At 72.7% G+C, this 12,371-nt stretch carries 12 protein-coding genes; 4 read left to right on the top strand and 8 right to left on the bottom strand.

Annotated elements, in window-relative coordinates:
* Positions 1 to 148: 148 nt before the first annotated feature.
* From ACZ6KF_RS09345 to ACZ6KF_RS09330, 4 genes are all read right to left on the bottom strand, one after another.
* Positions 149 to 1,246 carry a YlbL family protein gene (locus ACZ6KF_RS09345; RefSeq protein WP_469237868.1) on the bottom strand — a complete coding sequence of 366 codons (1,098 nt, stop codon included), beginning with the start codon at positions 1,244 to 1,246 and terminating at the stop codon, positions 149 to 151.
* 60 nt (positions 1,247 to 1,306) lie between these two features.
* On the bottom strand, positions 1,307 to 1,471 hold the full coding sequence (locus ACZ6KF_RS09340; RefSeq protein WP_356626484.1) for a hypothetical protein: 165 nt from the start codon (positions 1,469 to 1,471) through the stop codon (positions 1,307 to 1,309).
* 203 nt (positions 1,472 to 1,674) lie between these two features.
* The gene (locus ACZ6KF_RS09335) at positions 1,675 to 2,133 is read right to left on the bottom strand and encodes a molybdenum cofactor biosynthesis protein MoaE (RefSeq protein ID WP_356626483.1); all 459 of its coding nucleotides are present in this window, start codon (positions 2,131 to 2,133) and stop codon (positions 1,675 to 1,677) included.
* Between the two features lie 143 nt (positions 2,134 to 2,276).
* On the bottom strand, positions 2,277 to 3,389 hold the full coding sequence (locus ACZ6KF_RS09330) for an SDR family oxidoreductase (protein ID WP_356626482.1): 1,113 nt from the start codon (positions 3,387 to 3,389) through the stop codon (positions 2,277 to 2,279).
* 193 nt (positions 3,390 to 3,582) lie between these two features.
* Here ACZ6KF_RS09330 and ACZ6KF_RS09325 point away from each other — a divergent pair, with 193 nt between their 5' ends.
* Together ACZ6KF_RS09325 and ACZ6KF_RS09320 are read left to right on the top strand one after the other, a co-directional pair.
* A complete protein-coding gene (locus ACZ6KF_RS09325; protein ID WP_356626481.1) occupies positions 3,583 to 5,040 on the top strand; it encodes a zinc-dependent metalloprotease in 1,458 nt (485 codons plus the stop codon).
* On the top strand, positions 5,037 to 5,558 hold the full coding sequence (locus ACZ6KF_RS09320; protein ID WP_356626480.1) for an NUDIX hydrolase: 522 nt from the start codon (positions 5,037 to 5,039) through the stop codon (positions 5,556 to 5,558). Before ACZ6KF_RS09325 ends, ACZ6KF_RS09320 begins: the two co-directional genes overlap by 4 nt.
* Before the next feature lie 114 nt (positions 5,559 to 5,672).
* Here ACZ6KF_RS09320 and ACZ6KF_RS09315 read toward each other — a convergent pair whose 3' ends face one another.
* The 4 genes from ACZ6KF_RS09315 to ACZ6KF_RS09300 all read right to left on the bottom strand — a co-directional run bounded on the left by ACZ6KF_RS09315 (position 5,673) and on the right by ACZ6KF_RS09300 (position 9,488).
* Positions 5,673 to 6,425 (bottom strand): AIM24 family protein, encoded by a 753-nt coding sequence (locus ACZ6KF_RS09315; RefSeq protein WP_356626478.1) that lies wholly within the window; start codon positions 6,423 to 6,425, stop codon positions 5,673 to 5,675.
* Positions 6,426 to 6,449: 24 nt separating this feature from the next.
* Positions 6,450 to 7,127: an AIM24 family protein gene (locus tag ACZ6KF_RS09310; protein ID WP_356626476.1), complete on the bottom strand. Its 678-nt coding sequence runs from the start codon at positions 7,125 to 7,127 to the stop codon at positions 6,450 to 6,452.
* 8 nt (positions 7,128 to 7,135) lie between these two features.
* Positions 7,136 to 8,788, bottom strand: a complete 1,653-nt coding sequence (locus ACZ6KF_RS09305; RefSeq protein ID WP_469175996.1) for a TerD family protein — start codon at positions 8,786 to 8,788, stop codon at positions 7,136 to 7,138.
* 103 nt (positions 8,789 to 8,891) lie between these two features.
* A complete protein-coding gene (locus tag ACZ6KF_RS09300) occupies positions 8,892 to 9,488 on the bottom strand; it encodes a M48 metallopeptidase family protein (RefSeq protein WP_469237866.1) in 597 nt (198 codons plus the stop codon).
* A gap of 257 nt (positions 9,489 to 9,745) precedes the next feature.
* Here ACZ6KF_RS09300 and ACZ6KF_RS09295 point away from each other — a divergent pair, with 257 nt between their 5' ends.
* Positions 9,746 to 10,960 (top strand): TOMM precursor leader peptide-binding protein, encoded by a 1,215-nt coding sequence (locus ACZ6KF_RS09295; RefSeq protein WP_356626470.1) that lies wholly within the window; start codon positions 9,746 to 9,748, stop codon positions 10,958 to 10,960.
* Positions 10,953 to 12,353 (top strand): ABC1 kinase family protein, encoded by a 1,401-nt coding sequence (locus ACZ6KF_RS09290; RefSeq protein WP_356626468.1) that lies wholly within the window; start codon positions 10,953 to 10,955, stop codon positions 12,351 to 12,353. Before ACZ6KF_RS09295 ends, ACZ6KF_RS09290 begins: the two co-directional genes overlap by 8 nt.
* Positions 12,354 to 12,371 lie beyond the last annotated feature (18 nt).

The raw sequence follows: 12,371 nt of genomic DNA, 5'->3' as shown, positions 1-12,371 counted from the left end.
GACGAATGCCCCCCCGGTTTCGCACCGGGTACCGGGACGGCCCGAGGCGCGGGGGGTGGTGTTAGGGGATGGGGGGGGGGGGGGGGGGGGGGGGGGGGGGGGGCCCCCCCCCCCCCCCCCCCGAGGTCGTTTCGGCCGCGCGGTCTTTCTAGCTGTCGGTGGTGCAGCGGGGCAGGTCGTCGGTGTCGCCCGCGCGGATGTCATTCAGGGCGGCGAGGGCGTCGTCGATGGTGCCGACCTTCACGAGCCGCAGGCCCTCGGGGGTGTCCTTGGCTGCGGCGGCGCAGTTGTCGGAGGGCGTGAGGAAGTACTCGGCGCCCTTGTCTCGCGCGCCGACGGTCTTCATCTCGATGCCGCCGATGGGGCCGACCGTGCCGTCGTCGTCGATGGTGCCGGTGCCGGCGACGAAGCTGCCGCCGGTGAGGCTGCCCGGGGTGAGCTTGTCGTAGATGCCGAGGGCGAACATCAGTCCGGCGCTGGGGCCGCCGACGTCGGCGAGCTTGATGTCGATGTCGAACGGGAACGTGTGGTCGGTCCCGGCGGAGATGCCGACGATGGCGCGCTTCTCGCCGCCGTCCTCGGAGGCGACGGTCGTGATGGTCACCTTCTCCGTCCTGTTCGTGGCCCGCTTCTCCTTCTCGGCGGCGGCCTGCTCCTTGGCGGGCACGATGGTGAAGACGACGTCCTCGCCGGGCTGGTGCTTGGTCACCAGTTCGGCGACGTCCGTGGGCTCGTGCACGGCGGTGCCGTCGACGGCCTTGATCACGTCACCGGCGTGCAGCCGTCCCTCGGCCGGGGAGTCCTTGACCACCGTGGAGACGATCACCCAGGACTCGACCGGAATGTCCAGCTCCTTCAGGGCGGCGACCTTGGCGCTCTCCTGGGACTGGCTGAACTCCTCGGCGTTCTCCTGGGTCGACTCCTCCTCCGTCTTGCCGTCCGGATAGAGGGTGTCGTGCGGGACGACCTTGTTGTCGTGCGCCAGCCAGCCGTAGACCGCCTCGACGAGGTTCATCCGGTACTCGGCGCTGGTCACGCGGACGGTCGTCATGTTGAGGTGACCGTCCGTCGGATACGTCCTGCGTCCGGAGATCTGCAGCACCGGGTCGCCGTCGTGGTCCCCCAGCGTGTTCACCGTCGGCCCCGGGGACATCTCCGCGTACGGCACGGGGATGAGCACTCCCGCGCACAGGAGCGCGATCAGCATCAGGGTGGAGGCGAGCATCGTCGCGGTGCGGCGTGGCATGACTCGACATTACGGGACGCCGCTGACGGCGCACTGTCAGGGCCGCTCTGCACGCACCCGTCAGCGGCCGGTGTGCGACTTCTCCATGGCCGCGCGGAAGCGGGCGTATCCGTCGAGCTCGGGTCCGTCGCTCCGGATCCTGCGGGTCCTGTTGGCCCACGTGCCCCACAGTCCGGCGCCGATCGCAGCCACAAGCGGAATCAGCAACCAGGCGAGTGCCGCCATGCCGACCTCCCAACCCCTTGAGCGTCCGCAACTGACTGATCAGCAGATTAACCATCCGCACTGACAACGCTCACGTCAGGGGTGCGGTTACGCAACCGGAGGGCCGGGCGGGGCTCGGGTGAACGGCGGGCGCGCGCCGGTCCGCCCGGTCGGCAGGCCGTCTCACTCGGTTGGCAGGCGCCCACCACCGCTCGACGGCGGCGCTACGCGCCGACCCATTCCTCCGTGCCGTCCGAGAAGGTCTGGTGCTTCCAGATCGGCACCTCGTGCTTGAGGTCGTCGATCAGCTTCCGGCACGCCTCGAAGGCCTCGCCGCGGTGCGGGCAGGAGACGGCGACGATGACGGCCAGGTCCCCGACGCTCAGGTCGCCCACACGGTGGACGGCGGCCAGCGCGCGCACCGGGAAGTCGGCCACGACCTTCTCGGCGACCCGTCGCATCTCGGCCTCGGCGGTCGGATGGCAGGAGTACCCCAGCCGGTCGACGTCGGCGCCGCCGTCGTGGTTGCGCACGGTGCCCACGAAGAGCGCGGTCCCGCCGGCCGCGTCGTCCCCGACGGCCCGGAAGACCTCGTCCAGGGAGAGCGCGGTGTCCCGGACGGCGATGAGCTTCACGGGGTCCTGCGCGCCCTGCTCACCGGGATGATCGTTGGTGGCTGCCATGGCTCCATCGTGCCCTACGCGCGCGGGGAGGCGAAATGGCGTCGTCGTCGGCCACGCGCGCGTGCGCGGCGGGGGTCCTTCAGGGGCACCCATGGGGACGCGCCGGTCGTCCGCGAGCGGTACGCGGGTCGGGACCGCGCCGGTCAGATGCGCCGCCGGGCCTTGCGCGCCCGCCGTACCACCGCGGCGGCGCCCAGCAGGGCGACCGTCGCGCCCGCCGCGCCCGCGGCCGTCGCGTCCTTGCGGCCGAGCCGCCGGCCGGCCACGGTGTGCCGCCCGGAGACCTCCTCCAGCAGTTCCGCGAGGACCTCCTCGTTCGTCCACCGGGGCCGCCAGCCGGCGTCGTGCAGCCGGCTGCCGCTGACCACCCACGGGTACATCGTGTAGGCCAGGTCGCCCGCCGGGGACGGGGTGAGCCCGATCCGGTGCAGCCGGGCGGCGGCGCCGAGCGCGACCGCCGACGGCAGCTCCATGCGCCGGATCCCGCTCAGCTCCTCCACCTCCTCCTGCTCCAGCCATCCGTCGCACCCCACGACCAGCTCGCCGTCGACCTTCTCCAGGACGGCGTACTCCAGGGCGCTGCACAGATCCTCGACGTGGCAGAACTGCCAGGCCGGCCGCGAGCCCGCCACCACCAGCAGCCGGGGAGACTCGAAGTACCTGGTCAGCGCGGTGTCGGTGCCGCCGACCAGCACGGCCGGACGCACCACGGTGACGTTGAGGCCGGGGTGCGCGCGGGGGGCGCGCCGGCCGAGCCGCTCGACCTCCAGGAGGTCGCCGACTCCGGTGGCCTCCGCGGTGGCCCGCAGTTCGGCGTCCTCCGACAGCGGCAGTTCGTTGTCGGGCAGCGCGCCGTAGACCATGGCCGAGGTGCACAGCACCACCCGGTGGACGCCTGCCGCGGCGGCCGCGGTGAGCACGGTCTGGGTGCCGCGGACGTTGTACGCCGTCCGGGCGGCGGCGTCGGTCTCCAGGTCGAGGTCGAGCGCCAGGTGCACGACCACGTCGGCGCCGCGGAGCTTCTCCGCGATGGCCGGGTCGCGCACGTCGAGGATGTGCCAGCGGGCCTCCTGGCACTCGCCGCGCCGCTCGTCGATGGCGATGACCTGCCTGATCTCCTCCGACGCGGCCAGCCGCGCGGTGAGCAGCGCGCCGACGCCGGTCGCGGCGCCGGTGACCGCGACGACGGGCCCGCGCGGCACCGGCGGGGTTGAGTGGTTTCGCGCTGCGCGAACCTGCGGATCTGGGGAACTCACCGGGCGTCTCCAGCGGTTGTCTTCACATACGAGCGCGAGTGACGCGTACGTACCAGGTGGCATCCATCCTGCCGCAGACGCTGTGTCGGCGAAGCACCGAGGCCCGAACCGCCCCGGGTGTCTACGCTGGGTGGTGTTGTCGGGCAGTCGTGCCGCCGGAAAGAACCGGTGGCCTTACCAGCCGAGGAATCCCGTGAGTGACACCCCATTCGGATTCGGCCTTCCGCCGGAGGAGCCGGAGAACGGCGACGAGGGCAAGAAGAAGGACCAGCAGAGCGGTGGTGGGCAGGGACCGGCCAACCCGTTCGGTTTCGGGTCGCTGCCCGGCGCCGGAGGCCTGGGTGGCCCCGGTGCGGACAATCCGTTCGCTGCCATGTTCGGTTCGCTGAACCCCACCGACCTGGGCGCCGCCTTCCAGCAGCTGGGCCAGATGCTCTCCTACGAGGGCGGCCCGGTGAACTGGGACATGGCCAAGCAGATCGCCCGCCAGACGGTCGCCCAGGGCACCCAGGACGGCACCAAGGACGCGAGCGTCGGCCCCGCCGAGCGCAACGCCGTCCAGGAGGCCGTCCGCCTGGCCGACCTGTGGCTCGACGACGCCACGTCGCTGCCGTCCGGCGCCGGCTCCGCGGTGGCCTGGAGCCGCGCGGAGTGGGTCGAGGCGACCCTGCCCGCGTGGCAGGAACTCGTCGACCCGGTCGCCGAGCGGGTCGGCGCCGCCATGGGCGACGTCCTGCCGGAGGAGATGCAGGCCATGGCCGGCCCGCTGATCGGCATGATGCGCTCGATGGGCGGCGCCATGTTCGGCACGCAGATCGGGCAGGCCGTGGGCGTGCTCGCGGGCGAGGTGGTCGGTTCGACCGACATCGGTCTGCCGCTCGGACCGGCCGGGCGGGCCGCGCTGCTGCCGGTGAACATCGAGGCCTTCGGCAAGGACCTCGGCGTGCCGAAGGACGAGGTGCGGCTGTATCTCGCGCTGCGCGAGGCCGCCCACCAGCGCCTGTTCGCGCATGTGCCGTGGCTGCGCTCTCACCTGTTCGGCGCCGTCGACGGCTACGCGCGCGGGATCAAGGTGGACACGGCCAAGCTGGAGGACGTGGTCGGCCAGTTCGACCCGCAGAACCCCGAGCAGCTGCAGGACGCCCTCCAGCAGGGCATGTTCCAGCCGGAGGACACACCCGAGCAGAAGGCGGCCCTCGCCCGCCTGGAGACGGCCCTGGCGCTGGTCGAGGGCTGGGTGGACGCGGTCGTGCACGCGGCGGCGAAGCCCCGGCTGTCGTCGGCGGACGCGCTGCGCGAGACGCTGCGCCGCCGCCGCGCGTCGGGCGGCCCGGCCGAGCAGACGTTCGCCACGCTGATCGGCCTGGAGTTGCGCCCGCGCCGGCTGCGGGACGCCTCCCGCCTGTGGGCGTCCCTGACGGACGCGCGCGGCGTCGACGGCCGCGACGCCCTGTGGGCGCACCCCGACATGCTGCCGACGGCGCACGACCTGGACGATCCGGACGGCTTCGTCCACCGCGAGCAGCTGGACTTCTCCGAGCTGGACAAGATGCTCGGCGAGGCGGCCGGCGGCGCGAGCGGAAAGCCGGCCGACAAGCCGGACCCGGCCAAGAAGCAGGAGGACGACGCGGAGGGCGACGGCGCCGAGTGAGCCTCCACGACGACGCGGTCCTCGTGCTCAAGGAGTACGAGGACCAGCCCGAGCTGCGCCAGACCTATCTGGACCATTTGGCGGCCCATCCGGACGGCATGTGGAAGTCCTGCGTGGACGGGCACATCACGGCGAGCGCGCTGGTGATCGACCCCGAGCGGGAGCGCGTGCTGCTCACCCTGCACCGCAAGCTCCGCATGTGGCTGCAGATGGGCGGCCACTGCGAGCCCGCGGACGCGACGCTCGCGTCGGCGGCCCTGCGCGAGGGGACAGAGGAGTCCGGCATCCCGGGGCTCGCCCTGCTGCCCGGCGGCCCGGTGCGGCTGGACCGGCACCTGACGCCCTGCGCCTGGCACCTGGACGTGCAGTACGCGGCGCTCGCCCCCGTCGGCGCGGTGGAGGCGATCAGCGACGAGTCCCTCGACCTGCGCTGGTTTGCCTACGGGCAGGTCGCCGATGTCGCCGACGACTCGGTCGTACGGCTGCTGGAGGCCGCCCGCGCGAGGCTCGGCTGCTGAGGCGGACGCCCCCTCGGACGGCTCCGCCAGGACCGGCGAGGACGGATGCATGCAGGAAGAAGTAAGGGGCGGTCGCCATGTCGGCCGCCCCTTACCCGTTGCCCGCGCGCGACGTCAGCTGCGGCTGCCGCCCAGCGAGTTGCCGCTCAGCCCGCCCGAGCCCATGCCGAACTGCCCGAGCACGCCCGACGTGCGCAGATGCTGCGGCGGAAGCAGCTCGCTCGGCTGCACCAGGACATGGCCGGTGCCTCCGAAGTGCATCTCCCAGCCCTCGCCGGTGGAGCCCCGGCGCCGCCACACGGCAGAGGTGGACGTGGGGGCCTGGAGCTGGGTGCGCAGGGACGTCGACCAGGCGATGACCGCGTCCGCGTCGCAGCAGATGTTCTTCTCCGGCGTCACCTCCAGGACCAGCGGCTCGCCCGAGGTCATCAGAACGACCTGCCCGGACCCGGACAGCTCCAGGTTGTACTGCCCCGCCGAGGCCACCTCGACGGCGCTGTCGACGGCGACGATGCCGACGCCCAGCGACCCGTCGAAGGCCAGCACCGCCGAGGAGTCGACGGTGATGCCGCGGCCGACGTCCATGATGTGCAGGTACTGCGCGAAGTTGGCGAGGTACACGATCCCGTTGCCCTTGCAGCGCATCAGCTCCAAGTGCTCACCGGTCAGCCGTTCGACGTTGCGCCAGCTGCGGCTGCGGTACTGGCTGTCGAACTCGATCTGACCCTCGAAGGCGACCATCGCGCCCTGCCGGGCCAGGACCGGGCTGCCGCCCCGGGTCACGTCGGTCTTGAGCAACTGCGGGTTCTGCAGTGTGTAGCGCTCGGTGGACTCCACCGGGATGTGCGCGAAGAGTGTGCTGTGCATGTGTGCTGGTCCTCTCAGCCCCGGTCAGCCACGGATCTTGAAGCGGTCGCCGGTGTCCTCGCTGGGCTGGACGACCACGAAGCCCTGTCCCTTGAAGCCGATCTGGAAGGCCTCGCCGCTGCCGCGCCCGATCAGGGCGCTCGCCTTGATGGTCCGCCGGGCCTTCATGTCGAGTCCGTCGGTCCAGGCGATCAGCGCGTCCGGGTCGACGTAGGTCTCCCGCTCGGCGCAGTCCAGCGAGATCGGCACGCCGCGGCAGACCAGGGCGACCCAGCCGGTGCCGCGGACGACGAGGTTGGTCAGGCCGGAGCCGGAGAGCTTGGCCAGGCCCTTGACGGGTTCGATGCTCAGCTGGAGCGAGGCGTCGCAGGCCAGCAGGGTGGGCCCGTTGACGGAGATGGCCTCGTTGTCGAGGTGGACGACGAGGATGTCGCCGCCGTAGTCGGCGAGGTACAGCTCGCCGTCGCCGCGGCACAGCATCAGCTTGCCGCCCTCGCCGGTGACCATCTCCTCCGCCGTGCGGCGCAGGCTGCCGGGCGGCGCCTCGAACTGCACGTACCCGTCGTAGGCGATCATCGAGCCGGCCTTGGCGTACAGGTCCTGGCCGCTGACCATGGTGACCTTGAGGGTCTTGGAGCTGTGCACGCTCATCCGGACGCCGGTGGCCGCGGAGCGCTGCGCGTGGAGTGTCTGGAGGTCCATGTGCTGCCTCACACCTCGAAGGGCTGGACGACGACGAAGTTGCCGGGCGCGCCGCGGAACTGGAGGTTGACGGCCTCCGAGCTGTGCCGGGCGTATCCGGAGCGGCGCAGCCGCAGCGAGGTCGTGGTGACGGCCTGCGCGCCCGCCGACCAGGCGATCACGGCATTGCCGTCCACGTAGGTCGCCGGTCCCACGGGCAGCACGACGGGCACGCCGCGCGTCTTGACGACGACCGCGCCGGTGCCCGAGAAGAGCATGCTGAACAGGCCGCCGCCGGGCAGGCCCGCGCCCTCGATGCGCCGGATCTCGGTGTCCAGGGCCTCGTCGAAGGCGAGCACCCCGCGCGCGCTGGTGTAGAGCTGGTCCCCCTGGAGGCGGATGACGAACAGCCGGCTGCCCTCGTCCGCGAGGAAGACCTCGCCGTCACCCGAACAGCGCATCAGGGACATGCCCTGGCCGGTGAGCTGGCCGGTGAGCTTGCCGAGCAGCCCGGAGCCCTTGTGGGCGAAGTCGATGTCGCCCTGGTAGGCGACCATGCTGCCCTGCTTGGCGAGGATGTTGGCGCCCTTGGTGAGGGTGGCCCGCACCAGCTGCGGGTTCTGCTCGGTCCAGCGGTCGCCCACGGGGGCCTCGGCGTACTTCGTGAGGACGACGCGCAGGCCCGCCTCCGGGGGCACGGGTGCGAGGCCCGTCCCGCCGCCGAAGGGCTGGCCCTGACCGGGGAAGGCCGGTGCGCCGGGCGGGGCGAACTGGCCGCCGGGGGGCGGCACGGAGCCCGGCGGCGGTACCGATCCGGGCGGAGGCACGGAGCCAGGGGGAGGCACGGAGCCGGGGGGCGTGAAGGGGCCACCCGGGGGCGGCGTCGCTCCGGGCGGCGTGAAGGGGGCGCCTTGGGGGGCGGGTGCCGCAGGAGGCGGGGTGGTTCCGGCGGGCGGGGTGGCCAGGGGCGCGGCGACCGTCGGGGCCGCGTACACGGAGGGCGACGGGGCGGCCGGGGGCGGTGCGAAGCCCGGCGCCGGCTGGGGCGCGGGGGCAGCAGGCGCGGGGGCGGCCGGGGGCGCGAAGGCGGGCGGCGCGAAACCGGGTGCGGCGCCGGCCTGCGGCTGCTGGGGCTGCGGCTCGGCGGGCTGCTCCTCGGCGACCTCGCCGCCGAAGTTCTTCAGCAGCGCCTCCAGCCCGCCGTCGAAGCCCTGCCCGACGGCGGCGAAACGCCACACGTCCTTGAGGTAGAAGTCGCCGAGCATCACCGCGCGCTCGGTGGAGAACTCCGAGCCGTCGAACGCGTACCGCGCGACTTCCTCGCCACCCGCCACGATGCGGATGCACCCGGGGTTGATCTGCGACATCCGACCGTCGCCGTCGATCGTCGCGGTGAACGACAGCTTCTGGATCTGCGGCGGGATCCGGTCGAGGGTGACCCGGAAGGACTCGGTGTCGCCCGCCTGCGGGCCGAGGAGCTGAATGGCCTCCTCGGGTGACTTCGGCTGGTTGAAGAAGACGAAGTACCGGTCGTCGGAGAGCCGTTCGTCGGCGTCCAGTCCGAAGCAACTGATGTCGAAGGTCAGTCCGGGGGCGGAGATCTGCACGCCTATGTACAGATCCGTGCCCGCGGTGAGGTCACTGATCCTGGCCTTGTGGCCACGTTGGAAGTCCCTGGCCATGCGTTACGACCGTCCCCCATCCCGAGTGCGAGTGCGTCGCGTCAGGCTAACCGCAAACCTGGAGAACGGATGAAGTCGGTACAGACCCGGTACACAAGCCCCGTCACTCGGCGCGCGCGCCGGGCAGGTGGGGCAGCCGGTCGGCGGCGACGACCCCCTCCAGGTAGCCGCGGGCCCGCTCGGTGCGCGGATAGGCCTCCAGCAGCCGCCAGAAGCGGGGGCCGTGGCCCGGCACCAGCAGATGTGCCAGCTCGTGCAGGAGAACGTAGTCGACGACGTACTCGGGCATGCCCTGAAGCCGGTGCGAGAGCCGGATGCTGCCCTCGGCCGGGGTGCACGAGCCCCAGCGCGTGTTCTGGTTGGTGACCCAGCGAACCGAGGCCGGCCGGGCACGCCCGCCGAAGTACTGTGCCGACAGCCGCTCGGCTCGCTCCGCGAGTTCGGCGTCGCCGAGCACCCGCTTGCTCTCCTGGGCGGCCAGCTTGTCGAGCATGACGGTCACCCAGCGCTGTTCCTCGGCCTCGGACATCCGGGCCGGGATGAGCACGACGGTGCGATCGCCCTCGCGGTACGCGGAGACCGTCCGGCGGCGCCGGGCGCTCCTGCGCACCTCGATCACGCTCGCCCCCGGGCCGCCCGGCGGCTGGCTCGTCGTGCTGCGCTGTGTCTTTCCGGCGCTGTGCAGTGGGTCGGCGGGCACGCCACGACGTTACCCGGTGCGCGGGCGGGAAGTCCCGGCTCCGAGTCGGTTCCGCCATGATCCCCCACCGACCGTTTGATTCGTACGACTGATCCTCACCGCCTGTGGACAACTTCCGACGCCCCGCAACCGGCCCGGGCATGCTGGAGTTCGCCGGCGCAACGCGAACGGGCAGGACCGACCCGGACATTTCGCAGCTCTCCGGCATCACCGCACGTTCACGATCCTCTCCGACCACGGCAATACGGGGGCCTGGCATGCATCCGATGGTGAAACCCGCGCTCCGGCGCGGCTGGCGCGACCTGAACACGGTGCAGTTCGGAATGACACCGGCGCACGCGATGACACTCGGCCCGATGGACACCGCCACGGGCAGCTTCCTCGACCTGCTCAACGGCACCCGCGGACTGCCCCTGCTGCGGGAGGAGGCCCGCAGCATGGACCTGCCCGACGGCCATGTCGACACCCTGGTGCGGCGACTGGCCAGGGCCGGACTCGTCGACGACGCCAGGGGCGGCGGACCGGAGGCGGACGCCCTGCGCGAGAAGCAGGCCGTCCTCGACCGGCTCGGCCCCGACCTCGCCACCCTCTCGGTCACCACCTCGGAGCCGGGCGACGCGATGGGACGCCTGGCCGCCCGCCGCTCCCTGCGGGTGCAGGTGCGCGGCGCCGGCCGGGTCGGCGCGACGGTGGCCGCCCTCCTGTCGGGCGCGGGCGTCGGCGAGGTGGACGTGCGCGACAGCGGCACCGTGGAGCCGTGGGACGTCTGCCCCGGCGGCCTGCCCGCCGAGTCCGTCGGTGAACGCCGGGACGCGGCGGCCCGGCGGGCGGTGCGCGCCGCCGCCCCCGACCGCCCGCCCCGCGGGCCCGACCGGACTGCGTCCCCGCCGACGGATCCCGGCTTCTCCCTGGTGATCCTCGCCCCGCGCGACGACGTCGCCGTGCACGCGCCCGCCCCGGAGACCGCGGAGTCCCTCGTCGCCTCGGGTACGCCGCATCTGTACGCCGGGGTCGTGGAGGCCACCGGCATCGTCGGCCCGCTGGTCCTGCCGGGCGAGACGGGCTGCGCCCGCTGTCTGCACGAGGACCGGACCGACCGGGACCCGGTCTGGCCACGTCTGGTCGCCCAGTGGCGCTCGGGCAGGCAGCGGTCCGTCCGCCCTTGCGACGTGACACTGGCCACCGTGGTCGCCGGCCTCACGGCCGCGCACGCGCTCACCTTCCTCGACGGCCGGTCGCCCTCCACCGCGGGCGCCCGCTGGGAGGTGTCGCTGCCCGCTCTGCAGTGGCATCCGCGGCCGGTCTGGCCGCATCCCGCATGTCCGTGCGGGGCGGCGGAGAGAGGAAAGGGGGAACAGGCCGTCGAGGAAGCGGACGCACACGCGACAATGGCGGTGGAACGGTCGCCGAACGAGTTATGCCGTACGGCAGGCGCGGCGCGGCCGGCTGGGACTTGGAGGGCGCATGTCTGATCTTCCCCGCAAGGCGGTCACCCGGACCGCCAAGCTCGCCGCGCTCCCGCTCGGGATCGCCGGGCGGGCCACCTGGGGCCTCGGCAAGCGGATCGTCGGCGAGTCGGCGGACATCGTCGGCCGCGAGTTGCAGCAGCGCACGGCGGAGCAGCTGTTCAAGGTGCTCGGCGAGCTCAAGGGCGGTGCGATGAAGTTCGGGCAGGCCCTGTCCGTCTTCGAGTCGGCGCTGCCCGAGGAGGTCGCCGGTCCCTACCGCGCGGCCCTGACCAAGCTCCAGGACGCGGCGCCGCCGATGCCGACGCGCACGGTGCACCAGGTCCTCGCCGAGCGGCTCGGCGAGGACTGGCGTGAGCTGTTCCTGGAGTTCGAGGAGAAGCCGGCCGCGGCGGCCTCGATCGGTCAGGTGCACCGGGCGGTGTGGCACGACGGCCGGGAGGTCGCGGTCAAGGTGCAGTACCCGGGAGCGGGCGAGGCCCTGCTTTCCGACCTGGGCCAACTCAGCCGCTTCGCCCGCCTGCTGGGCCCCCTGATCCCGGGGATGGACATCAAGCCCCTGATCTCGGAGCTGCGGGACCGCGTCTCCGAGGAACTGGACTACGGCCTGGAGGCCCAGGCCCAGCAGACCCACGCCGAGGAGTTCGCGGGCGATCCCGACGTCGTGGTGCCCGCCGTGGTCCACCAGTGCGACGAGGTGCTGGTGACCGAGTGGATCGACGGCATCCCGATGTCGGAGATCATCACGGACGGCACCCAGGAGCAGCGCGACCGGGCCGGTCAGCTCCTCGCCCGCTTCCTGTTCTCCGGCCCGGCCCGCACCGGCCTGCTGCACGCCGACCCGCATCCCGGCAACTTCCGTCTGCTGCCCGGCACCGCGGACGGCGAGGAGGAGTGGCGCCTCGGCGTCCTGGACTTCGGCACGGTCGACCGGTTGCCGGGCGGCCTGCCGACGCCGATCGGCGACTCCCTGCGGATGACCCTGGACGGCGACGCGGAGGCGGTCTACGACCTGCTGAGGGCTGAGGGCTTCGTCAAGGAGACCATAGAGCTGGACCCGGACGCCGTGCTCGACTATCTGCTGCCGATCATCGAACCGGCCCAGGCCGACGAGTTCACCTTCACCCGGGGCTGGATGCGCAGCCAGGCGGCCCGGGTGGCCGACCCTCGCTCCCCCGCCCACCAGCTCGGCAAGCAGCTCAACCTGCCGCCGGCGTATCTCCTGATCCATCGCGTGACCCTCAGCACCATCGGCGTCCTGTGCCAGCTGGGCGCGACGGTCCGTCTCCGCGACGAACTCGAGGCATGGCTGCCCGGCTTCGTGGCGGAGGACGAGGACGAGGACTACGCGGCCGGCCCCGGCGGTCTCGCCGAGGACGAGACGGCGGCGGAGGGGTGACACGCCGAACGCGGCGCG

The sequence above is a fragment of the Streptomyces sp. NPDC046379 genome (genome assembly GCF_055587785.1).
The sequence above is the reverse complement of the archived record's forward strand: the minus strand, read 5'-3'. Positions and strand labels throughout refer to the sequence as shown.